This window comes from Streptomyces sp. NPDC007875 (assembly GCF_042868035.1).
Lineage (GTDB): Bacteria > Actinomycetota > Actinomycetes > Streptomycetales > Streptomycetaceae > Streptomyces > Streptomyces antimycoticus.
The window spans coordinates 35,455-61,067 of the sequence record NZ_JBIADZ010000037.1; the positions used below are offsets into that span (position 1 = coordinate 35,455).

The 25,613-nt window shown below is 72.0% G+C and carries 21 protein-coding genes and 1 pseudogene; 10 read left to right on the forward strand and 12 right to left on the reverse strand.

Translation table 11 applies throughout. The features are described from left to right. The first annotated feature begins 158 nt into the window (after positions 1-158). The 3 genes from galE (at position 159) to idi (ending at position 2,900) form a co-directional block, all read left to right on the forward strand. Complete coding sequence (gene galE, locus ACFYOY_RS43325; protein ID WP_351900765.1) at positions 159-1,145, forward strand: UDP-glucose 4-epimerase GalE; 987 nt, start codon at positions 159-161, stop codon at positions 1,143-1,145. 155 nt (positions 1,146-1,300) lie between these two features. Then, positions 1,301-2,224: a cation diffusion facilitator family transporter gene (locus ACFYOY_RS43330; protein WP_351900763.1), complete on the forward strand. Its 924-nt coding sequence runs from the start codon at positions 1,301-1,303 to the stop codon at positions 2,222-2,224. 64 nt (positions 2,225-2,288) lie between these two features. After that, positions 2,289-2,900: an isopentenyl-diphosphate Delta-isomerase gene (gene idi / locus ACFYOY_RS43335; RefSeq protein ID WP_351900761.1), complete on the forward strand. Its 612-nt coding sequence runs from the start codon at positions 2,289-2,291 to the stop codon at positions 2,898-2,900. Here the strand turns inward: idi and ACFYOY_RS43340 are convergent. Beyond that, positions 2,875-3,381: an ATP-binding protein gene (locus tag ACFYOY_RS43340; protein WP_351900759.1), complete on the reverse strand. Its 507-nt coding sequence runs from the start codon at positions 3,379-3,381 to the stop codon at positions 2,875-2,877. The genes idi and ACFYOY_RS43340 overlap by 26 nt on opposite strands. A gap of 285 nt (positions 3,382-3,666) precedes the next feature. Between ACFYOY_RS43340 and ACFYOY_RS43345 the strand changes: the two genes are divergently transcribed. From ACFYOY_RS43345 to ACFYOY_RS43360, 4 genes are all read left to right on the forward strand, one after another. Beyond that, positions 3,667-4,425 carry an enoyl-CoA hydratase/isomerase family protein gene (locus ACFYOY_RS43345; RefSeq protein ID WP_351900757.1) on the forward strand — a complete coding sequence of 253 codons (759 nt, stop codon included), beginning with the start codon at positions 3,667-3,669 and terminating at the stop codon, positions 4,423-4,425. A gap of 147 nt (positions 4,426-4,572) precedes the next feature. Further along, on the forward strand, positions 4,573-5,436 hold the full coding sequence (locus ACFYOY_RS43350) for a hypothetical protein (RefSeq protein WP_351900755.1): 864 nt from the start codon (positions 4,573-4,575) through the stop codon (positions 5,434-5,436). A gap of 275 nt (positions 5,437-5,711) precedes the next feature. Further along, positions 5,712-5,852: an LPFR motif small protein gene (locus ACFYOY_RS43355; RefSeq protein WP_014056040.1), complete on the forward strand. Its 141-nt coding sequence runs from the start codon at positions 5,712-5,714 to the stop codon at positions 5,850-5,852. A gap of 141 nt (positions 5,853-5,993) precedes the next feature. Beyond that, complete coding sequence (locus ACFYOY_RS43360; protein WP_388593303.1) at positions 5,994-8,396, forward strand: Tex family protein; 2,403 nt, start codon at positions 5,994-5,996, stop codon at positions 8,394-8,396. 775 nt (positions 8,397-9,171) lie between these two features. Here the strand turns inward: ACFYOY_RS43360 and ACFYOY_RS43365 are convergent. The 4 genes from ACFYOY_RS43365 to ACFYOY_RS43380 all read right to left on the reverse strand — a co-directional run bounded on the left by ACFYOY_RS43365 (position 9,172) and on the right by ACFYOY_RS43380 (position 15,786). Beyond that, a complete protein-coding gene (locus ACFYOY_RS43365; RefSeq protein ID WP_388593306.1) occupies positions 9,172-10,215 on the reverse strand; it encodes an oxidoreductase in 1,044 nt (347 codons plus the stop codon). A 197-nt stretch (positions 10,216-10,412) separates the two neighbouring features. Further along, positions 10,413-12,149 (reverse strand): BCCT family transporter, encoded by a 1,737-nt coding sequence (locus ACFYOY_RS43370; protein WP_351900810.1) that lies wholly within the window; start codon positions 12,147-12,149, stop codon positions 10,413-10,415. 168 nt (positions 12,150-12,317) lie between these two features. Further along, entirely contained in the window at positions 12,318-13,640 is a 1,323-nt protein-coding gene (locus ACFYOY_RS43375) for a M14 family metallocarboxypeptidase (RefSeq protein ID WP_388593308.1), read from the reverse strand. Between the two features lie 124 nt (positions 13,641-13,764). Next, positions 13,765-15,786: a Xaa-Pro dipeptidyl-peptidase gene (locus ACFYOY_RS43380; protein ID WP_351900749.1), complete on the reverse strand. Its 2,022-nt coding sequence runs from the start codon at positions 15,784-15,786 to the stop codon at positions 13,765-13,767. 185 nt (positions 15,787-15,971) lie between these two features. On the opposite strand from ACFYOY_RS43380, the gene ACFYOY_RS43385 reads away from it, so the two are divergent. After that, positions 15,972-17,462 (forward strand): M1 family metallopeptidase, encoded by a 1,491-nt coding sequence (locus ACFYOY_RS43385; protein ID WP_388593311.1) that lies wholly within the window; start codon positions 15,972-15,974, stop codon positions 17,460-17,462. Positions 17,463-17,545: 83 nt separating this feature from the next. Here the strand turns inward: ACFYOY_RS43385 and ACFYOY_RS43390 are convergent, their stop codons facing one another. The 5 genes and pseudogenes from ACFYOY_RS43390 to ACFYOY_RS43410 form a co-directional block, all read right to left on the reverse strand. After that, positions 17,546-18,406: an oxygenase MpaB family protein gene (locus tag ACFYOY_RS43390; RefSeq protein WP_388593314.1), complete on the reverse strand. Its 861-nt coding sequence runs from the start codon at positions 18,404-18,406 to the stop codon at positions 17,546-17,548. 19 nt (positions 18,407-18,425) lie between these two features. Continuing rightward, positions 18,426-19,301 (reverse strand): beta-galactosidase small subunit, encoded by an 876-nt coding sequence (locus tag ACFYOY_RS43395; protein ID WP_388593316.1) that lies wholly within the window; start codon positions 19,299-19,301, stop codon positions 18,426-18,428. Positions 19,302-19,437: 136 nt separating this feature from the next. Continuing rightward, positions 19,438-19,578: pseudogene (locus ACFYOY_RS43400) on the reverse strand (hypothetical protein); the annotation flags it as partial. A 42-nt stretch (positions 19,579-19,620) separates the two neighbouring features. After that, entirely contained in the window at positions 19,621-19,983 is a 363-nt protein-coding gene (locus tag ACFYOY_RS43405; protein WP_388593318.1) for a glycoside hydrolase family 2 TIM barrel-domain containing protein, read from the reverse strand. After that, positions 19,919-20,065 carry a hypothetical protein gene (locus tag ACFYOY_RS43410; protein WP_388593352.1) on the reverse strand — a complete coding sequence of 49 codons (147 nt, stop codon included), beginning with the start codon at positions 20,063-20,065 and terminating at the stop codon, positions 19,919-19,921. The genes ACFYOY_RS43405 and ACFYOY_RS43410 overlap by 65 nt, the downstream gene beginning before the upstream one ends. 274 nt (positions 20,066-20,339) lie before the next feature. On the opposite strand from ACFYOY_RS43410, the gene ACFYOY_RS43415 reads away from it, so the two are divergent. Then, positions 20,340-21,083 carry a MerR family transcriptional regulator gene (locus tag ACFYOY_RS43415; protein WP_351900737.1) on the forward strand — a complete coding sequence of 248 codons (744 nt, stop codon included), beginning with the start codon at positions 20,340-20,342 and terminating at the stop codon, positions 21,081-21,083. A 111-nt stretch (positions 21,084-21,194) separates the two neighbouring features. Here the strand turns inward: ACFYOY_RS43415 and ACFYOY_RS43420 are convergent, their stop codons facing one another. Next, positions 21,195-22,091, reverse strand: coding sequence for an alpha/beta hydrolase (locus ACFYOY_RS43420; RefSeq protein WP_351900735.1), 897 nt, complete (start codon positions 22,089-22,091; stop codon positions 21,195-21,197). Between the two features lie 109 nt (positions 22,092-22,200). Here ACFYOY_RS43420 and ACFYOY_RS43425 point away from each other — a divergent pair, with 109 nt between their 5' ends. Next, positions 22,201-23,139 carry a LysR family transcriptional regulator gene (locus ACFYOY_RS43425; RefSeq protein WP_388593322.1) on the forward strand — a complete coding sequence of 313 codons (939 nt, stop codon included), beginning with the start codon at positions 22,201-22,203 and terminating at the stop codon, positions 23,137-23,139. A 192-nt stretch (positions 23,140-23,331) separates the two neighbouring features. Here the strand turns inward: ACFYOY_RS43425 and ACFYOY_RS43430 are convergent, their stop codons facing one another. Next, the gene (locus tag ACFYOY_RS43430) at positions 23,332-25,593 is read right to left on the reverse strand and encodes a 3-hydroxyacyl-CoA dehydrogenase NAD-binding domain-containing protein (RefSeq protein ID WP_388593324.1); all 2,262 of its coding nucleotides are present in this window, start codon (positions 25,591-25,593) and stop codon (positions 23,332-23,334) included. Positions 25,594-25,613 lie beyond the last annotated feature (20 nt).

The window sequence follows — 25,613 nt, forward strand, 5'->3', positions numbered from 1 at the left end:
GTCCGGCAGAGGCTATCGGATTGATGGAAGCCGCCGTTCACCGCACATTCACCACACGATCGGGGGAACGACCACTTCCGCGTGCCGCGGATCATCATGGTGGATGGCGGCTGTCCTCCACAAACGGCGACCGCCCCGCCACGGATAGGGTGCGGGGCATGACATGGCTGATCACAGGTGGTGCCGGATATATCGGGTCGCATGTCGTGCGGGCCATGGCCGAGGCGGGCGAGTCCGTGGCCGTGCTCGACGACCTGTCCAGCGGGGTCCGGGCGCGGCTGCCCGAGGACGTACCGCTGGTGAGCGGCTCCCTCCTGGACCGTGAACTGCTGGACCGCACCCTCGCTGAGCTGCGGGTCACCGGGGTGGTGCATCTCGCGGCGAAGAAGCAGGTCGGGGAGTCCGTGGAGCAGCCGCTGCGCTACTACCGCGAGAATGTGCACGGGCTCACGGTGCTGCTGGAGGCGGCGGTCGCGGCCGGTGTCAGCCGCTTTCTCTTCTCCTCCTCCGCGGCCGTCTACGGCATGCCCGATGTGGAACTCGTCACCGAGGACACCCCGTGCCTGCCGATCAATCCGTACGGGGAGACCAAGCTGGCCGGAGAATGGCTGGTCAGGGCGGCGGGCGCGGCCCACTCCCTCTCCACGGCCTGTCTGCGCTACTTCAATGTGGCGGGTGCCACGCGCCCCGAGCTGTCCGACACCGGAGTGTTCAACATCATCCCGATGATGTTCGAGCGGATCACCGCCGGAGAGCCGCCCCGGATCTTCGGTGAGGACTACGACACCCCCGACGGCACCTGTGTCCGCGACTACATCCATGTCGAGGATCTGGCCTCCGCCCATCTGGCCGTGGCCCGCCGGCTGGCCACGCAGCGGGCGCCGGGCGATCTCACGGTGAACATCGGCACCGGTCAGGGCGTCTCGGTGCGCGAGATGTCCGATCTGATCGGGGAGGTCACCGGCCGCCCGGAACTCACCCCGGTGGTCGGGCCGCGCCGGGCGGGCGATCCGGCCCGGGTCGTCGGATCCACCGAACTGATCGCCAAGGAGCTGGGCTGGAGCGCCCGGCACGATGTGCGCGCGATGGTGGAGTCGGCCTGGGAGGGCTGGTGCCTGCACCACCCCGAGGCCCGCCGCGGCTGAGGGGGGCACGGGCGCCGCTGAGCCGGGCACTGGTGCCGCTGTCCGGGCATCCGCGCGGGTGAGGGGGCACCGGCGCGGCTTATCCGGCCGCGCCCCGGCGCCGTAGTTCACTGGTGAGCAGGGGGCCGCGCCGCCGGGAGGAGGGCCCTACGCACATGGGCGCAGGTCATGACCACGCGCGCGGCCACACCACCGCCGGCGCCGCCCACCGGTGGCGGCTGCGGATCGTCCTGGCCATCACGCTCACGGTGATGGCCGTGGAGATCATCGGCGGCCTGCTCGCCGGCTCCCTCGCCCTGCTCGCGGACGCCGGCCATATGGCGACGGACGCGCTCGGGCTGGCGATGGCGCTTCTGGCGATCCACTTCGCCGGCCGTCCCCCGAGCCCGCACCGCACCTACGGCTATGCCCGCGCCGAGATCCTGGCGGCCCTCGGCAACTGTCTGCTGCTGTTCGGCGTCGGCGGCTACATCCTCTCCGAGGCGGTGCTGCGGTTCCTCACCCCGGCCGCCACCGAGGGCGGGCTGACCATCGTCTTCGGCGCCGTCGGCCTGGCGGCGAACCTGGTGTCGCTGGCCCTGCTCAGGGGCGGCCAGCGCACGAGCCTGAACGTCCGGGGCGCCTTCCTGGAGGTCGCGGCGGACGCGCTGGGCTCGGTCGCGGTGCTGGTGTCCGCCGGGATCATCCTCGCGACCGGCTGGCAGGCGGCCGACCCCGTCGCCTCCCTGGTGATCGGCCTCATGATCGTCCCGCGGACGTACAAGCTGCTGCGCGAGACGCTGAACGTCCTCCTGGAGGCGGCACCGCGGAATGTCGACATGGCGGCCGTACGCGCCCACATCCTCGGCCTGCCCGGGGTGGAGGGGCTGCACGATCTCCACGTGTGGACCATCACCTCGGGAATGCCGGTGCTCTCCGCGCATGTGGTGGTCGCCCCAGGGGCTCTGGACGCGATCGGCCACGAGCGGATGCTGCACGCCTTGCAGGGATGTCTGGGGGAGCACTTCGACGTCGGGCACTGCACGTTCCAGCTGGAACCGGGTGGGCATGCTGATCACGAAGCCAAGCTGTGCCACTGACACAGACAGGGGGCACATGTGCGGCAGACTTGGATGTTCACGAGTCGGAACTATGAGGATGGTCATGCCGATCACACCTGCCAACGGCGCCTCCGCCGAGACCGCCGCGCCCTCCGCGCCGAGCGGTTCCGCAGACCCGATCATGCTCGAGCTGGTCGACGAGGAGGGTACGACGATCGGCACCGCGGAGAAGCTCTCCGCACATCTCGCGCCCGGCAAGCTGCACCGGGCGTTCTCCGTCTTCCTCTTCGACGACCGGGGGCGGCTGCTGCTGCAGCGCCGTGCCCTGGGCAAATACCACTCCCCCGGGGTCTGGTCCAACACCTGCTGCGGCCATCCCTACCCCGGTGAGCCGCCGTTCGTGGCCGCCGCCCGGCGCACCGGTGAGGAGCTGGGCGTGGCGCCCGCGCTGCTGCGGGAGGCGGGCACCGTCCGCTACAACCACCCCGACCCCGCCTCGGGCCTGGTGGAGCAGGAGTACAACCACCTCTTCGCCGGGCTGGTGCGGGCGACCCCGCGCCCGGATCCCGAGGAGATCGGCGAGGTCGCCTTCGTCACCCCCGATGAGCTGGAGAAGCTGCGCGACGAGGGACCGTTCTCGGCGTGGTTCATGACCGTGCTGGACGCGGCCCGCCCGGCGGTCCGGGAACTCACCGGGACGGCGGCAGGCTGGTAGCCGCGCCGGGCAGCGGAAGGGCGGCCCAGACGACCTTGCCGCCGCTCGCCGTGTGGTCGACGTCGTAGACCCCGCCCGCCGCCTCCGTGATCGCCGTCACCAGCAGCAGTCCACGCCCGCCCGTCCCGCCCTGGTCCGCCATCAGCGCGACGGGCCGGTAGGGGTGGTTGTCCTCGACGGCGATCCGGACCCAGTCCCGGCTCAAGGAGACCTCGACGGCGATCTCGGGGGAGAGCAGCGCGGCATGCCGTACGGCGTTGGTGACCAGCTCGGAGACGATCAGAAGCAGACTCTCCACCAGTTCGTCGTCGACCGGCACGCGCTGATGGTCCAGCAGATCGCGCACCGCGTGCCGGGCCTGGGGCACGGAGGAGTCCAGGGCCGGTGCGGTGAACCGCCACGTCCCCTCGTAGGCGACCGGTCGCGGGGCCGGGGGCGGGGCGTGTCTCCCTTCGGAGGGGACTCTCCCGAGGATCTCCATGTGCGATACCCACCCCTCGCCGCGCCCGACCACTCGTACCGAGTGTTGAGAAGCGCCGGTACGGACCGATGGAGTACGCACAACTTGACGCTTATCGAGCGTTTTTGATCGTTGGCGTATGCCACGGTCACGCGCTCGACTGTTCCTGCTCGCCAGGGTTCCGGCCATGGTGAATCTGCCATGCCCGGCCCGAATGCCCCGGCCCCGCTCCTGTCCCGCTCCTGTCCCGCCCCGGCCCGGATGCCGTCGAAGGCGCCCCCGCGCGGCCCGGATACGATCCGCCACATGGAGCCCTGTCTGGAGCACGAGGTCGCCGACGGCATAGCGACCGTCGTCATCCGCCACCCCGCCAAGCGCAACGCGATGACCCCCGGGATGTGGCGGGCGCTGCCCCCGCTGCTGACCCGGCTCGCCGCCGACCCCGCCGTACGGGCGCTGGTGCTCACCGGCGAGGGCGACACCTTCTGCGCGGGCGCCGACATCGGCTCGCTGAGCGCCACGTACGAGGAGTCCACCGGGCTCGCGCTGCCCGCCGAGGAGGCGCTGGCCGCCTTCCCCAAGCCGACCCTGGCCGCCGTGCGCGGCTACTGCGTGGGCGGCGGCTGTCAGCTCGCGGCCGCCTGCGATCTGCGGTTCGCCGAGGAGGGCGCCCGCTTCGGGATCACCCCGGCCAAGCTGGGCATCGTCTACGCCCCCAGCTCGACCCGCCGGCTGGTCGAGCTGGTGGGACCGGCCACCGCCAAGTTCCTGCTGTTCTCGGGCGAACTGATCGACGCCGAACGGGCGTTGCGCACCGGGCTGGTGGACGAGGTGCCGCCGGCGGGCGGACTCGACAAGCGGGTGGCGGAGTTCACGCGGTCGCTGGTCTCCCGGTCACAGCTCACCCAGGCGGCGGCCAAGGAGTTCGCGGCCGGGCCCGTCGAACCGGACCGGGCGGCGTACTGGCGGGAACAGGCACGGCACAGCGAGGAGGCCGGCGAGGGCATCGCCGCATTCCTCGAACGCCGCACCCCGCGCTTCCGCTGGACCCCACCGGTCGGATGACCGCGGCCGCAAGATGGCCGGATCGAGCGGGCTGATGGGGTTTGGAGGGGATCGCGACGGCGTAAAGGTGGCCGGATCCCGCGGGCCCGATGGATCTTGGGGATACCCGGGCTACCGGGGGTCACTACCTGTCGGTAGCGTGCGGCCATGACCACACTTCCCGAGCTTGCCGCCCGTCGCTGTTACAGCGTCGTCAACCCGCTCCACTCCGCCATCTACTTCTCCCCCGACTTCGGCGAGGAGCTCGCCGAGTTGGGCCTGAAGGACAGCGCGGCCGCCTACTTCGTCGGGCGGGCGGCGCCCATGGGCCGGGCTGGCGCGGGCACCGTCACCGCGACCTTCTTCAATTTCAGCCATGCCCTGATCGCCCGCCACATTCCTGCCGCGTGGGACGTGGTCTCCCCCGAGGCCGCCCTGGACGCCCGGCTGCGGGCCGCCGACTCGGTGCTGCGGCGGGTGCTGGGCGAGGACGTCATCGCCTCCAAGGAGATGGCCGAGGCCGCGGAGCTGGCGCTGCGCGCCACGGAGGCGTGTTCGCGCCCGGCGCGCCCCCTGTACGCCGCCCACGCCGATCTGCCCGTCCCGGACGCCCCGCATCTGGCGCTGTGGCACGCCGCGTCGCTGCTGCGCGAACACCGTGGCGACGGCCATCTGATGACCCTGGTCAGCGCCGAGCTCGACGCGGTCGAGGCGCTGGCCTCCCACACCGCGACCGGTCAGGGCATGTCCACCAAGTGGATCCTGCGGACCCGCGGCTGGAGCGCCGAGGAGTGGGAGGCGGGCCGGCAGCGGCTGCGCGACCGGGGGCTGCTCACCGCCGACAACGAGCTGACGGAGGCCGGTGAGCGGCTGCGCCAGCACCTCGAGAAGGAGACCGACCGCCTGGACGCGGCGCCGTACGAGCACCTGGGCGCCGAGGGTGTGGCCCGGCTGACCGAGCTGGCCACCGCCTTCACCACCACCGCCCGCGAGAACGGCGCCTTCCCGGCGGACCTCCGCGGCAAGAGCTGACGGTCGGCCGACAGGCCCGCCACGCGCCCGTGCCGCGCCCCCGGGGGAGCCTTCCAGGAAGGGCTTCCAGGGGAGACGCCGCACGGGACCGCCCATCCCGGGCGGAGTTTGGCAGGAGCACATCGGGATACCCGCTTGTCGTGCGCGATCGGCCGTCTGACAACCGGGCGCCCACACCGCGCGCCGCGTACGCCGGCACCAGCCCGTGCGCCGCGTAGCGAACGGTGCCCGGCGGCCGCCGCCGAGCCGCCACCGACCGACAGGAGGTATCCACCGTGTTCCGTGCCATCGCCGACGTGCTCCGTGCCATCGGTGCCGCCATCGCGACCGTGGTGACGCTCCCGTTCCGCGCCCTGGCCCGCCTCTTCGGCGGTGCCTCCGACGCGGCGAGCGGACCGCGCCGCAGGCGGGTGTGATGACCTTTTCCGGCTGATACCGGTGTCCGCCCGATCCGTATCCCGACCCTCCCGGCCCGCCGAAAGCGTCGGCCGCGACCGCTTCGTCAGTGCCACCTGCCACAATGCAGGAGCAGTGCATACCGAAAGCGGAGCGTGATCGTGACGACGTCCATCGAAGGCAGGATCGCCGAGGAACTCGGCGTACGGGAACGGCAGGTCAAAGCCGCCGTCGAGCTGCTCGACGGCGGCTCCACCGTGCCGTTCATCGCGCGCTACCGCAAGGAAGCGACGGAAATGCTCGACGACGCGCAGCTGCGCTCCTTGGAGGAGCGGCTGCGCTATCTGCGGGAGCTGGAGGAGCGGCGCGCCGCGATCCTCGAGTCGATCCGCTCCCAGGACAAGCTGGACGAGGCGCTGGAGGCACAGATCCTCGCCGCGGACTCCAAGGCCCGGCTGGAGGACATCTACCTCCCCTACAAGCCCAAGCGGCGTACGAAGGCCCAGATCGCCCGCGAGGCCGGGCTGGAGCCGCTCGCGGACGGGCTGCTGGGCGACCCGACGGTGGAGCCCACGGCCGCCGCGTCGGCCTTCGTGGACGCCGAGAAGGGCGTTGCGGACGCCGCCGCCGCGCTGGACGGGGCGCGGGCCATCCTCGCCGAGCGGTTCAGCGAGGACGCCGACCTCATCGGCGAGCTGCGTGAGCGGATGTGGGAGCGCGGCCGGGTGGCCACCAAGGTGCGCGAGGGCAAGGAGGAGGCGGGCGCCAAGTTCGCCGACTACTTCGACTTCGCCGAGCCGTTCACCGAGCTGCCCTCGCACCGGGTGCTGGCGATGTTCCGCGGGGAGAAGGAGGAGGTCCTCGACCTCACCCTGGAGCCGGAGGAGCCCTCCGAGGAGACCGGCCCGACCTCCTACGAGCGCTCCATCGCCCACCGCTTCGACATCGCGGACCGCGGTCGCCCCGCCGACAAGTGGCTTGCCGACACGGTCCGCTGGGCCTGGCGCACCCGCGTCCTGGTCCACCTCGGCATCGATCTGCGGCTGCGGCTGCGGCAGGCCGCCGAGGACGAGGCCGTCCGGGTCTTCGCCGCCAACCTCCGCGATCTGCTGCTCGCCGCCCCGGCGGGCACCCGCGCCACGATGGGCCTCGACCCCGGCTTCCGTACGGGGGTGAAGGTGGCCGTGGTCGACGCGACCGGCAAAGTGGCGGCCACGGACACGATCTACCCACATGTCCCCCGCAACCAGTGGGACCAGGCCCTCGACAAGCTGGCCGGGCTGGCGCGTGAGCACAAGGTCGAGCTCATCGCGATCGGCAATGGCACGGCGTCCCGCGAGACCGACAAGCTGGCGGGCGAGCTGTGCGGCAGGCATCCCGAGCTGAAGCTCACCAAGGTGATGGTCTCGGAGGCGGGCGCCTCGGTGTACTCGGCCTCCGCCTTCGCCTCGCAGGAGCTGCCGGACCTCGATGTCTCGCTGCGCGGCGCCGTCTCCATCGCGCGCCGGCTCCAGGATCCGCTGGCCGAGCTGGTCAAGATCGACCCGAAGTCGATCGGCGTCGGCCAGTACCAGCACGACCTGTCCGAGGTGAAGCTCTCCCGTTCGCTCGACGCGGTCGTCGAGGACTGTGTGAACGGTGTCGGGGTGGACGTCAACACGGCCTCCGCCCCGCTGCTCAGCCGGGTCTCGGGCATCGGCACCGGCCTCGCGGAGAACATCGTCTCCCACCGCGACGCCAACGGCCCGTTCGTCAACCGTAAGGCGCTCAAGGACGTGGCCCGGCTCGGCCCCAAGGCGTATGAGCAGTGCGCGGGCTTCCTGCGCATCCGGGGCGGCGACGACCCGCTGGACGGGTCGAGCGTGCACCCCGAGGCGTATCCGGTGGTGCGCCGGATGGTCACCAAGGCGGGCGGCGACGTGTCCACCCTCATCGGGAACACGACGGTGCTGCGGGACCTGCGGCCGGACGAGTTCGTGGACGATGCCTTCGGTCTGCCGACGGTCACCGACATCCTCAAGGAGCTGGAGAAGCCGGGCCGCGACCCGCGACCCGCTTTCAAGACCGCGACCTTCAAGGAGGGCGTCGAGAAGATCGGCGACCTGTCGGCCGGGATGATCCTGGAGGGCGTCGTCACCAACGTGGCGGCGTTCGGGGCGTTCGTCGACGTCGGTGTGCACCAGGACGGCCTGGTGCACGTCTCCGCGATGTCCAAGACGTTCGTCAAGGACCCGCGGGATGTGGTCAAGCCCGGTGACATCGTCCGGGTGAAGGTCCTCGACGTCGACATCCCGCGCAAGCGGATCTCGCTGACGCTCCGGCTCGACGACGAGGCGGGCGCCGCGTCCGGCGGCGGCCGGGACCGCAACCGCTCCGAGGACGCCCGCGGCCAGCGCGGCGGGGGCCGTCGCGGCGCGCCCCAGCAGCGTCAGGGCGGTGCGCCTCAGCAGCGCCAGGGCGGCCGCGGCCAGCGCGGCGGCGGAGGCCGCGACGCGGCCCCGGTGAACGGCGCGATGGCCGACGCTCTGCGGCGAGCGGGCCTGCTCGACCCGAAGAAGCGCTAGCCCTCCGGGCAACACCGGTTCGCCCCTCCGCCCGGCCCCGCCATAGCGGCAACACCGGATCGCCCCGCCCGGCCTCGCCATGACACGCGAGGCCGGGCGGAGGCGGCCAGGGGGCGGTGGGCCGCGGCCACCTCGGCCCCTGGCAGGCACGCCCCCGGCCACAACTGAGAGGTGGTGCCGCCACGTTGCCACCGTCGCGTGCGGCGTCCCAGCCAGCGCTGGACGTTGTCCCCGCGCTCTCCCCTCCTCTCCTCCCGAGTGGCGGCTGCCCACAGCGGGGCTGCACCTTCCTGATCCGGCCTGATCCCCGCGCGTCTCAGGCCGACCGGGCTCCCGGTCGCCATGAGGGCCCGTGGGGCCTGTGGAACTGTGCCCAAAGCGATCGCGCGGGTGCGGGCGCGGGCTGCCGTGTCGGAGGCCGGAGCACCTGCGCGGTCAGCCGGGTGGCGGCGAGTGGGAGCGGGCCATGGGCCGTACCAGGGGCCGGAGGGCCCACGCGGTCAACCGGAAGGGAGCGGATGGGGCGGGGCACCGCCCGCTCGGGGCCGGAAGGCAGGCCCTGGCGAGCCGGGGTGACGGCGGGTGCGGCCTACTCAGGCCGGAAGGCAACCACTGGCCGGCCCGGTCAAGGCGGGCACGGCCCACCCACAGCGAAGGCAGGCTCCGGGATGCGGGCCGGGCGGGGCCCTGACGCGCAGTCCTGCACCGTCGCGGCGGCCCTTCCGAGCGCGAGCCCGGGGTCACCCGGTGAGAGCGTGTGGAGCCGGGCGCGCCCTTACCGTTCCACGGGAGCGACCCGTACCGCGTCGCTCGTGCGGGCCGCCAGGAAGGACCGGCCGCGGACGGCGCGGGGGTCCAGGGGGATGCGGTGGGTGCCCGGGTCCAGGACGGTGTCGAAGAGCTCGCGTGCATGGGGCCGGGACAGCCGGTCGAGGCGGTGGGCCACCAGCCTCACCCGGCAGGCGGACGCGACCTCGACCACCGCCTCGGCGCCGCCCGCCACCGCCGTCAGGCGCAGGAGGCGGCGGCGGTCGTACGGGGTGCGGTCCAGGGCCTGTTCCACCTGGGCGACGAGCAGGGGGACGATAGGGGCGAGCGCGGTGACGCACACCGCGTCGGAACGCGCCGCCGCGAAGGCGTCCCGGACCGCGTCACGCTCGCCCGGGCCCACCGTCCGGCCGAAGACCACCGCACCATATTTGCGCAGCTCATCCGCGTGAGCACCCACCGCGTCCAGGGTGATCTCGGCGCCGATGCCGATGTTGCGCAGCGCGGCGGCCAGCTTGGCGAGGACGGCGGCGCGCTGCCCGATCAGCAGCGCCCTCGGGCCCGTCGGGACCTCGGGCGCGGGCGCGCCGTCGGCGGTCAGCAGCCGCTTCAGCGCGGCCCGGTACTGCTCGCCGCGAAAGCGGTAGGGGCCCATGTCGTGGTAGCCGTCGCGCTCGACGTCCGGGGTCTCGCCGGTCTGCCAGACGAAGTCACGCCAGACGACGTCCGGCCCGTCCCGCTCGACCACGGCGGTGACGGCCCCGCACTCCAGCCCCTCGCACTCCGGACAGCCGTAGATGACGCACCGGCTTCCCTCCAGCGGCGTCTCCGCCTCCAGGAGCAGCCTGCGCACCTGCTCGGCGAGGGCGGAGGGCCCCGTGTCGGCGGCGAGCGGTGAGACCGCGTCAAGGTCGGCGAGGCGCGCCAGCAGGGGCCTGCCGTCCACCACGAAGTCCAGGAAGTCGCGGTGGGTTTGGTACGTGCCATCGGCCAGCACACCGCCCGCGCGCATCGCCGGCGCCAGCCCGAACGTCACGTACTCGGAGGTCATGCCCCAAGTATTCCCGTTGCGGGGCGTATCAGGGGGAAACCGGCGGTGCGCCGGGCGGCCCGGGTCGCCGCTTACGCCGTGTCGGACGCCATGATCCGCTGCCCGGGCCGACACAACGCGCCGACACGACGCGCCGCCCGGACCATCGGGTCCGGGCGGCAGGTCACGGCCGCGCCCTGCGGGGGCGGCCAGGGCGGCTAGCGGCGCTCGGCCGCGGCGGCGCGATCGCCCGATCCGTCCGCGCCGTCCCTGTCTCCGTCCTCGGACGAGGCGTCGGAGCCGGCGTCGGGCGGGGTCGCCGGGCCGATGCGGATCTCGAACTCGCCGTCGTACTTCTCATGACCGGCGATGACCGCCATCTCGACGGCCTCCTCACCCCGCTCGCCCCGCACGATCAGCGGGTCGCGCCGCAGATCCTTCAACAGCGCCCAGCACAGCCCCACCATCACCAGCGTGAAGGGCGCGGCCACCAGGATCGTCAGGTTCTGCAACCCGGTGAGGGCATCGCCCCCGCCGCCGCCGATCAGCAGCATCACGGCCGCCACCGCGCCTGTGATCACGCCCCAGAAGATGACGACGAAGCGGGTCGGCTCGAAGGCGCCCTTCTGCGAGAGCGTGCCCATCACGATGGACGCCGCGTCGGCGCCGGAGACGAAGAAGATGCCGACCAGGATCATCACCAGGACGCTCATCACGCCGGCGATCGGGTACTGGTCCAGCACCCCGAACAGCTGCCCCTCGGGGGTGGATTCCTTCCCCAGCCGGCCCGCGGCCTGGAGCTTCATCGACGAACCGCCGAAGATGGCGAACCAGAGCAGGCTGACGGTGCTCGGCACCAGGATCACGCCACCCACGAACTGCCGGATGGTGCGGCCACGGCTGATCCGGGCGATGAACATGCCCACGAACGGCGTCCAGGAGATCCACCAGGCCCAGTAGAAGACCGTCCAGCTGCTCAGCCAGTCCGCGACCGACTTGCCGCCGGTGGCCTCGGTGCGGCCCACCAGCTGCGGCAGATCGCCGATGTACGAGCCGATCGAGGTCGGCAGCAGGTCGAGGATGATGATGGTCGGGCCGGCCACGAAGACGAAGACCGCGAGGAAGAGCGCCAGCACCATATTGATGTTGGACAGCCACTGGATGCCCTTGGCGACACCGGAGACGGCGGACGCGATGAAGGCGACCGTCAGGATCGCGATCACGGCGACCAGCAGCCCGGTGCCCACGTCGCTCTTCCAGCCCAGCACCTCGATACCGCTGCCGATCTGCAGCGCGCCGAGGCCGAGCGATGCGGCGGAGCCGAAGAGCGTGGCGAAGATGGCCAGGATGTCGATGACCCGGCCGGCCCAGCCGTTGGCGTTCTTCGAGCCGATGAGCGGTGTGAAGACCGCGCTGATCGTCTGCCGGCGGCCGCGGCGGAAGGTGCTGTACGCGATGGCCAGACCGACGACCGCGTAGATGGCCCAGGGGTGCAGCGTCCAGTGGAAGAGCGTGGTGGACATCGCGGTCTGCATCTTCTCGGCCGCGCTGCTGGGGTCGGTCCCGGGCGGCGGCGATACGAAGTGCGACAGCGGCTCACTCACGCCGTAGAACATCAGACCGATGCCCATGCCCGCGCTGAACATCATCGCGACCCATGAGACGGTGCGGAATTCGGGTTCCTCGCCCTCCTTTCCGAGGGTGATCTTGCCGTAGCGGCTCATGGCCAGCCAGAGGGCGAAGATGACAAACCCCGACGCGGCCAGGACGAAGGCCCATCCGCCGTTGTGTATGAGCCCGGAGAGCATGCTGTCCGAGACTCTCTCGAGGGTGTCGCTCGCGACGGACCCCCAGATGACGAAGGCCAGCGTGAGCGCGGCGGAGACGCCGAACACCACGCGGTCCGTCCGGGGGGCCGCATGGGGCCCGGCGGAGCCGGCGCCGGGAGTATCCACGGTGGCCGGGGGATCGCCGCCGACGTCCCCCGCGCTTGTACCTGTCTGCGGCACGCAAAAAGCCTTTCACTGGGGGTTTGGCTGACGGATTTCCGGCTACCCAGGACTCTGGGATGCATGCCAACCGGCCGCGGGGCCGGCGTTTTAGCATGCCATCAAAGCTTCATGTCAGCATTTGTCCACCGGCTGCCCGGCGGTGAGGTGGTACGCGGCGCGGCCGTCCAGCAGCAGCGGCACGAGTGCGCGGGCCGACTGGCGCAGCGGTACGAAGGCGCCTCCGCCGCCCTTGACGGGCCGGGCCGTCACCCCGTGCAGGGCCAGTTCGTCCCGCACCTCGCCGTATTGGGCGGCGTCCAGCCGGTAGCCGCACGGCGGATCCTGCAGGATCGTACCCTCCTCCGGCGGTTCGTTGTCCGCGCCGCCGAGGTAGACCGGGCCCCGGTCCGCGTAGCCGGCCAGCCGCGCCGCCGTCGTGGCCGCCTCGATCCGGCCGCGCCGCTTAGTGATGAAGTCGAAGGCGCCGTTCAGGGCGGCCAGATGGGAGCCCACCCGGCGGCGGTTGTTGACGGCGGGGTCGGCCTTCTCGGCGTCGGTGAGCGGGTCGACCCGGGTCTCGACCAGCAGCCCTACGGAGTGCTTGACGCCCGCGGTGTTCCGCAGGATCCGCTCCTGCCCGTCGCCCGCCACCTGCTTGACCGGCTCCCCGGTCTCGGGGTCGGTCCAGATGCCGTAGACGCCGGTGGTGTGGCCCGCGGCCTCGACGCTCGGGCGCACATAGGTGTCCGACAGGGTCCGCGCCTCGTGGTGCACCGGGTCCTGGGTGTTGAGGTTGCGCGGCCACAGCGCCAGCAGATCCTTCATGTAGTACGGGACGGTCGCGCCGTACTCATGCAGGTCGTAGACGGTGTCCGGGCGCCAGTCGCGGATGACGCCCGCCATCGCGCGGGACTCGGCGGTGGCGAGCGCGACATGGTCGCGGTTGATGTCCACGCCGTCGGAGTTGCCGCGGGTGTCGGCGGCGCGGCCGTCGGGGTTGGCGGTCGGGACGACGAGGACCTGGGTGCGCTCCAGGAAGCGTCGCGTCCGGCGGTCCTTGGCGTAGGCGAGGTCGCGGACGGTGGACAGACACGCCTCACGGCCGGAGGGCTCGTCGCCGTGCTGGGAGCAGATCAGCAGCAGGACGTTGCCGCGCGCCGCTTTGGCCGGGTCGACGGGTGCGGCCGGGGCGCCGATCCGCACCAGCCGCAGCGGCCGCCCCTGCGCGGTGGCGCCGATCCGGTCGACGGCCACGCGCGGGGCGGACGTGTCGACGGCCGCGAGGAAGTCCGCCTCCTCGGTCTGGGTGGTCCACCGTGCGCCATGGCTGATCTCGAACCCCGTACGCGGCGGACGCTGCTCGGCCCGCGCGGGCGCGCTGAGGAACGATCCGGTCAGCAGCGCACCGATCGCGCCGCAGGCGGCGCTGCGGAAGAGGGGTGACCGCGAGAACACGAAGGACCTCCTGGGGTGAGAGGGATACGGAGCGATATCGGTGCCGGCGTCGTGCCACGGCCCGCCGCCGGTGGGTGCCGCGCCGCCACTGGCCGTGGCGGCGCGGCACCCGCCGGTGCGGGGCTCAGCCGCGGGTGGAGTGGGTGGACGTCGACGTGGACGGGAGCGGGGTGCGGTGCTGCGGGGCCCGTACGCCCTTCAGGGGCGGTGTGGCCGCCGTGCGCGAGGGGGCGGCCGCGGCCTTGGGGGCGCCGCCGACCAACGGCAGGCGGGCCGAGGTGCGGGGCAGGTCCAGGGTCAGCCGCGGGGTGGTGGACGGCGGTTCGAGAAGGCCCGCGTCGGTGCCGGCGATGATCAGGCCGAGGCGGTGGCCGGCCGGGACGACATGGTCGGTGGCCGCGAGGTCCAGGGTGATGGTGTACGCCTTGCCCGGGGTCAGCGGGCGGCCCTTGCCGTCGTCCGCGAAGTTGCCGAGGTCGGCCCAGCCCCGGCTGAAGACCGTGTAGTCGACGTTGGCCCGGTCCGCGGCGGTCTCCTTGAAGCAGGCGCTGTCGCCCGCCGTACTGCTGCCCCAGCAGCTGCGCCGGTCGAGGGTGGTGATGCCCTCGCCGCTCGCCGTGTAGTTCCGGATGGTGGCCGGGCCGAGGTCGACCAGGACCGCGGAGAGATGGGCGCTCGCGGTGGAGGGCGTGGCGGTGACGGTGACCGTGCCGGAGCCGGACAGTCGCAGGTCCTTCGTCAGCGGACCGGTGGTGAAGCCCGCCTTGCCGGGCGTCGAGGTGTCGATCGCCGCGGACCAGTCGGCCTCGCTCAGCGCGGGATCGTCGGTGAAGGTCTCCGTCGCGCCGGGCTCGGCCCGCTCGGTGCCGAGTACGCCCACTCCGGCCGTGGCGCCGCCGCGCGGACGCAACGTGGTCTGCCGGGTGCCGGACGGGGGCCAGACCCGGTCGGTGGACCACTGGTCGGGGGCGCGCTCGACATCGGCCATCGGCTCGCGCTCGATGCCGTTGTCGATACCGAGCAGGTAGTGGTCGAACCAGCGGTGCAGGGTCCGCACCCACTCTCCGCGCCGGAAGTCGAACGGGTCGACATGCCCGGTCTGCGAGAGCCAGATCTTGCGCTCGACGCCCGCGTCGGCGAGGGCGTTCCACCACTGTCCGAGGTGCTTGGTGCGGACGTTGAGGTCCTGCGCGCCGTGGACGGCGAAGACGCTGGCCCGCACCTTGTCCGCGGCCGGCACATAGTCGCGCTCGCTCCACAGGCCGGTCCAGTCGCCGCTGCGCGGGGCGCCCTCGACGAGACGTTTCTGTACGGCGGCGCAGCGGGCGTGGGCGTCATCGCTCTCGACGGCGTCCGAGAGTCCGTCGGGGCCGGAGTCGTAGAGCGCGGCACCCTTGGCGAAGTAGTAGTCGTACCAGGAGGAGATGGCGCCGATGGGCACGATGGTCTTGAGGCCCTTGACGCCGGTGGCGGCGACCCCGTTGGCGACGGTGCCGTCGTAGCTCTTGCCGATCATGCCGGTGGCGCCGTTGGACCAGCTCGCCTTGACCGGCTGCCCGCCGGTGCGGGTGGAGTACGCGGTGGCGCGGCCGTTCAGCCAGTCGACCACGGCCTTGGCGGACAGGATGTCGGAGCGGCCGCCGACGTCCACACAGCCGTCGGAGCGGTTGGTTCCGGCGAGGTCGACCAGGACGGTGGCGTAGCCGCGCGGTACGAAGTAGTTGTCGTAGAAGAGCGGGAAGAGGACCGGATTCCCGGCGGCGTCATAGGTCTTGGTCTGGCTCTCGTTGCCGCGGCCGCAGCAGGAGTAGTACGGGCTGGCGTCCATGATGACGGGGATGCGGCGGCCCTGCGCGGCGGGTTCGCGCGGCCGCACGATGTCGACGGCGACCCGGTCGGTCTCTCCGTCCGCGTCGCCGTCGATCGTGGTGTCCACCCATACGGATTCCCGGATGGCCTTCTCGTAGGAGTAGACGGGTCTGCTCTCGGATCTGCCGTCCGGTGCGCTCGGCGCGGTGGAAGCGGCGTGGGCGGCCGGGGCGCCGAGCGGTGGCAGCAGGGATATGGCGGCCGCGACCAGCGCGGTGACCGCCGACAGCACGAGCGTGGTCCAGGGGATGCGGGGTGTCCGCGTCTGTAGCAGCACGGCCGGACGGTAGCGCGAGTCAACTCCCGTATAGAAGAGGGCGATACGTGTCGTGATCGTGTCCGAGTCGATTCGCGTTGCGTCCGGATGTCGATTGGATGTCGGACGGCGTGATGGACGTGAGGTGCGTGTGAGGAGTACATAAGGTCACGAGTGATCGTTCTCCCCTACGAGTTGGAGGACTCGTGCGTCACCACAGACTCCTCGTCCCGGGCGCGGCCGCGGCCTGCCTGCTGCTGGCGATCCCGGCGTCGGCGGCCGATGCCACGCCGGGCGCCCCCGGCATCGGGGACTCCTACTACCCCTCGTACGGCAACGGCGGGTACGACGTCTCCCATTACGACCTTCGGCTGAAGTACCAGCCGACGACGGACCGGCTGGAGGGCACGGCGACGATCGTGGCCGACGCCCGGCAGGATCTGTCCCGGTTCAACCTGGACTTCGCGCTCGATGTGAGCGAGGTGCTGGTGGGCGGGAAGAAGGCCTCGTTCACCAAGACCGGCGACCATGAGCTGGAGATCACCCCGGCCGCGCCGCTGTCCTCCGACCGCCCCTTCACCGTGGTCGTGCGCTACAGCGGTACCCCCTCGAAGGTGGTGGCCGGAGGGTTCACCTCATGGCTGCGCACCCCGGACGGGGGGATCGCGGCCAACGAGCCGGAGTCGGCGTGGTGGTGGTTCCCGAGCAATGACCATCCGCTCGACAAGGCCACCTACGACGTGTCGGTGGCGGTGCCGGACGGAACGCAGGCGATCAGCAACGGCACCCTGCAGTCGACCAGCTCCCAGCTGGGCTGGACCCGTTACAACTGGCGCTCCAGCAAGCCGCAGGCCACGTATCTGACCACGCTGGCGGTCGGCAAGTTCGACATCACGACGGACACGACCGCCAACGGTCTGCCGGTGATCAACGCATACAGCAAGGACCTCGGGGACAACGCGGGGGCCGCGCGGGCGAGCGTGGAGCGGTCGGCGGAGATCGTCGACTGGGAGTCCACCGTCTTCGGCCCGTACCCCTTCGACGCGCTGGGCGGCTATGTGCCCAATGTGCCCACGGGCTACGCGCTGGAGACCCAGACCCGGCCGTTCTACAGCCCGAAGGGGTTCGCCAAGGGCGCGAACACCTCACTGGTCGTGCATGAGCTGGCCCATCAGTGGTTCGGCGACAGCGTCTCGCTGAAGGACTGGCGCGACATCTGGGTCAACGAGGGCTTCGCCAGCTACGCCCAGTGGCTGTGGTCGGAGAAGGAGGGCGAGGGCACCGCGCAGGAGCTGGCGGACTACACCTACGCCTCCTACCCGGCCGACGACCCCTTCTGGAAGGTCGAGCCGGGCAACCCGGGGCCGGAGAACCAGTTTCATGACGCGGTGTACGACCGGGGCGCGCTGGCCCTCCAGGCGCTGCGGAACCACATCGGCGACAAGGACTTCTTCGCGATCCTGAAGGGCTGGACGACGGAGAACCGGTACGGAAACGCCTCGGTCAAGGACTTCGTGACCTACGCGGAGAAGGTGTCCGGCAAGCCCCTGGCCACGCTCTTCGACACCTGGCTGTTCACCCCGTCGAAGCCTGCCGCCGCGCAGGCGCGGGCGGCGGAGCTGAGCCCGGCCAAGGCGCCGGTGCGGCCGAAGTCGTGGCAGCGGATCCAGGACACGCACCGCACCCACGGCCGCTGAGCCCCCGAAGCCCCGGCCGGGTCCCCCGCCCCGGCCGGGGCACAGCGCCGCCGTGATGCGCTGGCGCCCGGCATATCCCCTGGTCACGGCCGTCCTGCGCGGGCGCGGTGCCGGGCCTCACGTGCGATGGGGAGATAGCGCAGCCGCTCGGGCAGCAGCGGGACCACCACCCGGACGACCCTCCCGAACCACCGCAGCCGCTGCTCCTGCCCCCGCGTCCACCCCAGCCCGATCGCCTCCCGGGCGTCCGGCGGCATCAGCCCGACGGTGAGGAACGCGCGGAAGCGGGTGAACAGCGGGCGCAGCAGCGGCCACAGCAGCCGCGGCGGCAGCGGACCCGGCGGAGGCACCGGCGCGTCGGGCGCGGCCAGTTCACGGGTGACGGCGGTCGGCTCCAGCCGTTCGCGCACCATCGCGCGGTAGTAGGGCCAGAACTCCTCGACGGATCCCGGCATCTCGCGGTCGTCGATGCCCAGCACCCGTCCGATCCGCAGCCATTCCCCGTACAGCTGCCGCTCCTCGGCGGCGGTGAAGGGGCGGGTGCCCAGATAGCGCTGGGCGCGCAGATAGACCGGATAGCCGGTGGCGTGCACCCAGGCGTAGACGGGCGGGTCCAGCGCGCGGTACGGGCGGCCGTGCGCGTCGACGCCCTGGATGGACGCGTGGAGCCTGCGCAGCCGGCGGCCCTCCGCCTGGGCCTGCGCACCGCCGTACACCCACAGCTGCACCGACCGCAGGGAGCGCTCCCCGCGCCCCCAGGGGTCGGTGCGGAAGACGGAGTACTGGTCCACGCCCGCCCCGACGGCCGGATGCGCCACTTGCATGGTCATCGCGGCCGGCAGGGCGAGCAGGCTGCGCAGCTCCCCCGCCACGGCCCACAGGATGCCGCCGGCGGGCGGCGGGTCGTGGCCTTCGGCGGGGCGGCGGGGGCTCTGCGTGCTCATGGGACCATGGGTGGCGCGGTTACTTCTCTCCTGTTCCAGTGTGCGCCCCCGCGCCGCCGCTGAGCGGGCGCAGGGTGAGCGCGTAGTCGTAGGCGCTGTCGGCCTTCACCCGGTACTGGTCGCGCACCGGGTTGGGGGTGTCGCCGGCGCCGGTGACCGCGTGGTCGGCGTGCAGGGTGTTCCAGCCGTCGTTGCGCTTGAGGAAGTGCGGATAGGCGGCGCGGTCGAGCTCGACGTACGCGCTGGCGCCCGCCTCCAGATCGCCGGAGACCAGCAGTCCGGCACCGCCGCGGTCGGTGAGGGACGTCCAGCGCACATCGTCGGGGTTGTGGTCCTGGGGCTTCAGATACTCGACGTACTGGTCCTCGACCGAGGAGGACCAGACGCCCATGGGCGTGCCGTCCTTACGGTCGTTGAAGTTCTCCACCGGCCCGCGCCCGTACCACCGGAAGGTGCCGTACCGCTCGGGCACCTTCAGCTGGAGACCGATCCTGGGCAGACAGGACAGGGTGCGGAAGTCGCCGCGCGCCTCGACCTGATGCCGGATCCGGACCTGGCCCGCGCCATCGACCCGGTTGGCCACGGTCTGGCCGAAGGACGCGCCGGTCACATCGGGCGCGGCGGCCGTGGAGCGGACGGTGACAGGGACCGTGCCGTCGTCGCCGGGGGTCGTCTCGATGCCGTCGACGGTGGTGCGCAGCCGGTCAAGGCCCAGGGTCCGCCAGCGCTTGCCCTCGGCGGTGCCCCAGTCGGAGCGCTCATTGCCGATCGGGGCGCGCCAGGCGTCCAGTTCGGGGCCGGAGCGGAGCGGTTCGCGGCCCGCCACGCGCATCGAGGTGAGCATGCCCTCCTTCTTGCCGAAGGTGTACTGGAAGTCCTCGCCGCTGGCCCCCACGGTGTCGCCGCGCTCGACGGCTTTGGCTCGCCCGCCTGCGGCCGGGGCGGGGGGCCTCGGGCACCTTGTCGCCGCCGACCGCGAACTGGCCGAAGGAGACCACATGCCCGGCCTTGGCCCAGTCGGTGGAGTGTTCGGTGACGGCCCGCACGGTCAGATGGCGCTCATAGCCCCCGGGGTTGGCGGGCGGGGCCGGGAGCTGGACCGTGGCGCTCTCGCCGGGCCCGACGTCCAGGGCGCGGGTGCCGCTGGCGACGGTCCGCGCGCCCTCGGTCACCGTCCAGCGCAGGGCGAGATCATCGGTGCCGGTGAAGGGCGCTCATTGGTGACCTTCACCTTGCCGGTGCGGGCACCCTCGCCTCGCGTTGACGTTCAGCCGCTTCATCAGCCGGACGTCCTGTTCCATCCGGGCGCGGATGGCATGACGCCCGGTGGCCGGGTCGGTCTCGGCGCGGTTGACGCCACGTATCAGGATTGCGCTTGCCGTTGAGCGTGAGCTGCTTGTCCTTGACCTCGATCTCGCGGAATCCGACGCTCTGGCGCTCGGCCATCGCGAACCGCCAGGATCCGTCCAGACCGCGTTCCCACGCCTTGCGGTCGGGCCCGTCCGGCCGCAGTCAGGTGTGCGGGGGTTCCTGGCCCTCGCCGGTCCGCTCCGGGTCCTCGAGGTACGTATGCACATCGGCGGGCAACTTGCCCGCGTCCGACCACCTCCCGACGGCCGTGTCCACGGCCGTGAGACCGAGGCCGACAGCCATGGTCATGGCCAGCACCGCCCCGATCAGTCGCCGTATCCCATATCTGCCGCGTTCCGACCTCAATCCGACCCCACCTAACAGATTCGGAAGAAAACCAACACAACTGAACAGCGAGGCACGCTATTCATCGGTAAAGAGATCGTCAACAGGTGGTGCTGATCCCGGAGTTGAGCCAGTGGCGGGGAGAGGTTTCACAGCGGTGCTGCGACAGCAATACTGATGAACCCGATCGGGCAGCAGCCCGGCGGAGCAGGACGACGCGGAGAGCGAGGCACGGCCGATGACCACTCCCGGCACCGAGGAACCCACCCTCACCGTCGATGAACTGGCGGCCCGCGCCGGGGTGACCGTGCGCACCGTGCGCTTCTACAGCACCCGCGGGCTGCTGCCGCCGCCGGTGATCGGCCCGCGCCGGGTCGGCCACTACGGCCCCGAGCACCTCTCCCGGCTCGCGCTGATCGAACAGTTGCAGCGCCACGGCATGACCCTGTCCGCCATCGAGCGCTATCTGAGCCAATTGCCACCGGATCTGAGCGAGGACGATCTGGCGCTCCACCGGGCCCTGGTCGCCTCCTGGGGCCCGGACGCCCCCGAGGAGACGACCCGCGAACAGCTGGACCGGCGGGCCGGGCGGGAGCTCACGGAGGAGGACATCGACCGGCTGGCCGCACTGGACGCCTTGGAGCGCACCGACGACCCGGATCGCTTCCGGATCGACCCCAAGGTGCTCCATCTGGGGCTGCGGCTGCTGGACGTGCCGATCGAGATGGAGACGATACGCACGGCCCATACGGTCGTGCTGGAACACACCCGCTCCGCGGCACGCGAGCTCAGCCGGCTGTTCCGGGACGAGGTCTGGGGGCCCGAGCGCGATCACGAGTCCGGGAGCGGACCGGAGCGGATGCAGGCGAAGAAGTCGCTGTCGGCCCATATGCAGCCGCTGGTGGTGGAGGCGCTGGTGATCGCCTTCCAGCGGTCGATGAAGCACGAGCTGCGGGCCTGGTACGGGCAGGACGCGGACTGAGCCGCGGAGTGTGAAGCGGGCTGAGCCGCGGACTGCGGGCGCGGACCGTGAATGGGGCTGAGCGGGCCCGGGGCGGCGCGACGGCCGACCGCCCCCGGGCACCGGTGGTGGTCATTCGCCGCCGGTGAGCGCGGCGGCGAGCTCTTCGGGGCGGGCGGCGAACGGCGAATGGCTGCCCGGCAGCGAGCGCACCGTGAAGGGCTGGTCCGGCATGGCCGCGTCGGCCTCCGCGATCATCAGATCCTGCATCGCGGGGGTGCACGCCCAGTCCTCGGCGCACCGGATGAAGGTGCGCGGGATCCGGCCCCACCGCTCCCGGGTCAGGGCGATCGGGGTGGTCGGCACCGCGAAGGGCAGATCGGGGCTCAGGGCGTGGTACCAGCGGGCGAAGGACCCGGCCGGGACGTCGTGGTAGTAGGTCAGCCGCAGCTCCTCCACGTACGCCGGATCGACGGAGAACGGATTGATCCGGAACGCGCCGATGGCCTCCGGGTCGCCCAGCATCAGCCCCTGCCCCCGTACGGTCGTGGTCTGCTCGGGGGCCGCCAGATAATCGGCGAAGCGGGGGCGCCCGGCGGGGACGAAGGACGACAGATGGATCAGCTCGTCGACGAGCTCGGGGGCCCGCTCCGCGGCCAGGGACGCCGAGGCGCCACCGGCGCTGTGCGAGACCAGCGCGACCTTCTGATACCCACGCACCGATCGCAGCGCGGTGACGACGGCCCCGGCACACTCTTCCAGGGTCAGCCCGGCCAGCGCCGACTTCTCGGTGGCGAAACCCGGCTGGCCGGGAAGGTGGTGGCCCGAGGGCAGCGGTGCCTCGAAGCCGTGCCCCGGCAGGTCGACGGCGAGGCTCGCCGCGCCGAGCCGGGCCAGGGCGCGCTGGGTGGGTGCCCACTGCCAGGAGGCGTGCCAGGCGCCGTGGACCAGCACGAACACGGTGCCGGAGGGGGCGGGGTGGATCTCGCTCACGGGTTGGGCATCGCTCAAAGGCGCTCTGGGGCTCATGGCACTCATGGAGAACAGTCCACCGGCGCGGCTCGGCATTATCCACCGCCATATCTGACAACCCCGCCGCCGATATCTCTTGGATATCGGCTCGGATATCCTGGGTCCGATGGAGTCACGACATCTGCGGTACGCCCTGGCGGTGGCCGAGCATCAGCACTTCAGACGGGCGGCCGCCGCCCTCGGGATCGCCCAGCCCCCGCTGTCCCAGCAGATCGCGGCCCTGGAGCGGGAGCTGGGCGCGCGGCTCTTCGACCGTACGGCGCGTGGGGTGTTCCCGACCGCCGCGGGCGAGGCGTTCCTGGCCAGGGCGCGCCGGGCGCTGGCCGAGATGTCGGCCGCCGTGTCGGACGCGGGCCGGGCCGCCCGGGGCGAGACGGGGCGGCTGCGGCTCGGCTTCATCGGCTCGGCGCTGCTGGAGCTGCTGCCGTCCGTGCTGGGCCAGTTCATCCGGGAACGCCCCGAAGTGCGGCTGGGGCTGCAGGAGATGTCGACGCGCCGGTCCACGGCGGCGCTGCTCGCGGGCGAGCTGGACATCGCCATCGGGCGGGGTGCGCCCCGGGGCGTGGGCGCCGAGGAGCTGGTGTCGGTCACGGTCGGCCGGGACCATCTGGTGGCGGTCGTCGGCGCCGCCCATCCGTTCGCCGGGCAGTCCAGGGTGAGCGTCGAGCAGCTCAGGGGCCAGCATCTGATCGTGGCGCCCGCGGATGAGGAGCCGGTGGTCGCGGCCTGGCTGACCGCGCTGCTGGGCGAGGGCGCCGAGGCGCCCGCGCGGGCCGGTGGGGTCACCGAGGCGTGGGATGCGCACACCATCATCGGGCTGGCCTCGTGCGGGGTCGGGGTGGGGCTCGGCCCGGCGTGTCTGCGGGTGGCGGCGCGGCCGGACGTCCGGGTGTGCGAGGTGAGCCCGCGGGTGGAACTGCCGGAGCTGGTGATGTCGTTCCGCGCCCAGGACCGCTCCCCCGTGCTGGCGGCGTTCCTGGACATCACCCGGGAGCGGTGCCCGGGGGTGGGCGAGCGGCTCGAACGCCGTCTGGGCGCACGCTGACGGGCCGGCCCCGACCGGCCGGCCCGTCAATCCAGCCCCTCCGACGCTTGCAATCCAGCCCCTCCGGCGTCCGCAATCCAGCCCCTCCGGCGTTTGAGGAGCGGGGTCCAGGGGCGGAGCCCCGGCGGGGGCCGGGGCTGGGCCCCGGTTGTGGGAAGGGGCGGGGAGGGGAAAGATCCGCCGTACGGCCACCTAGTCCGTGAAGCGCTCCCCACGCTCGGCCTTCTCCCGGAGCAGCGTGGTCGGGGCGAACCGCTCCCCGTACGCCGCCTCCAGCTCCCTGGCACGGGCGACGAAACCGGCCACGCCACCCTCGTATCCGTTGATGTACTGCAGCACTCCGCCCGTCCAGCCGGGGAAGCCGATGCCGAGGATGGAGCCGATGTTGGCGTCGGCGACAGAGGTCAGCACGCCCTCCTCCAGCAGCCGCACCGTGTCGATGGCCTCGCTGAAGAGCATCCGCTCCATCATGTCCTCGAGGGGGATGCGATTGCCCTCGCCACCGGAACCGCCGGAACCGCCAGACCCGCCAGACCCGCCAGACCCACCGGACCCACCGGCACCGCCGGACCCGCCCCGCCCGAAGTGCTCGCGCAGTCCGGGCCACAGCCGCGTCCGCTTGCCGGTCGTCTCGTCGTAGTCGTAGAAGCCCGCGCCGCCGCTGCGGCCGGGGCGCCCGAACTCCTCCACCATGCGGTCGAGCACCGCGTCGGCCGGATGCGGCCGCCACGCGCCGCCCGCCTCCTCGGTCGCCCGGCGCGTCTCCTCGCGGATCTTGCGCGGCAGGGTCAGGGTCAGCTCGTCCATCAGGGAGAGCACCTTGGCCGGATATCCGGCCTGGGCCGCGGCCTGTTCCACGGAGGCCGGGTCGACGCCCTCCCCCACCATCGCCACGCCCTCATTGAGGAAGTGGCCGATGACGCGGGAGGTGAAGAAGCCGCGGGAGTCATTGACCACGATGGGGGTCTTGTTGATCTGCCGCACCAGATCGAAGGCGCGGGCCAGCGCCTTGTCGCCGGTGCGCTCGCCCTTGATGATCTCGACCAGCGGCATCTTGTCGACGGGCGAGAAGAAGTGCAGTCCGATGAAGTCGTCGGCGCGCTGCACCCCCTCGGCGAGCAGGGTGATGGGGAGGGTGGAGGTGTTGGAGCACAGCAGCGCGTCCGGGGCGACGACGCCCTCGATCTCCTGGAACACCTTGTGCTTGAGCGCCGGGTCCTCGAAGACCGCCTCGATGACCGCGTCACAGCCCTCGAGGTCGCTGAGATCACCGGTCGGGGTGATCCGGGCCAGCAACTCGTCCCGCTTGGCCTCGGTGGTCCGGCCCTTGGTGAGCGCCTTGGCCAGCAGTCCCTCGGCATACGCCTTGCCCTTGGCCGCGGCCTCCACGGACACGTCCTTGAGGACGACCTCGATGCCCGCCTTGGCGCATGCGTACGCGATGCCCGCACCCATCATCCCGGCGCCCAGCACCGCGACCTTGCGGACCTGACCGGGCTCGATCCCCTGGGGCCGGTTGGCGCCGGAGTTGACCGCCTGCAGATCGAAGAAGAACGCCTGGATCATGTTCTTGGCGGTCTGGCCGACGACCAGCTCGGTGAAGTACCGGGCCTCGATGGTCTGCGCGGTCTCGAAGTCCACCTGGGACCCCTCGACGGCGGCGGCCAGGATATTGCGCTGCGCCGGGTAGGGCGCGCCGCCCAGCTGCTTGCGCAGATTGGCGGGGAAGGCGGGCAGATTGACGGCGAACTTCGGCTGCGCCGGGGTGCCGCCCGGGATCCGGTAGTCCTTGTCCTCCCAGGGCTGTGCCGACTCGGGGTGGGCGTCGATGAACGCCCGCGCCTGGGCCAGCATCTCCTCACGGGTGGCCACGACCTCGTGCACCAGCCCCGCCTCCTGGGCGCGCCGGGGGCTGTACCGCGCCCCCTGGAGCAGCCACTTGAGCAGCGCGTCGGTGACGCCGAGCAGCCGGACGGTACGGGCGACGCCCCCGCTGCCCGGGAGCAGGCCCAGGGTGACCTCGGGGAAGCCGATACGGGACCCGGGGGCGTCGAGGGCGATGCGGTGGTGGCAGGAGAGCGCGATCTCCAGCCCGCCGCCGAGCGCCGCGCCGTTGATCGCGGCGACCACGGGCTTGCCGAGGGTCTCGATCCGGCGCAGCCCGCGCTTGATGCGGAGGTTCTTCTCGTAGATCTCCTGGGCCTGGTCGGGCCCGACCCGAAGGAGGTCGTTGAGGTCGCCGCCGGCGAAGAAGGTCTTCTTGGCGGAGGTGACGATGATGCCGCGGATGGTGTCCCGCTCGGCCTCGACGCGGTCGGCGATCGCGTCGAGGGAGTCGATGAACGCGGCGTTCATGGTGTTGGCGGACTGGCCGGGGTCGTCGAGCACCAGGGTGACGACGCCCGCGTCGTCCTGCTCCCAGCGGATGGTCGAGGCGGTGGTGGGGTGGCTCATCTGAGGTCTCCAGGGCGAAG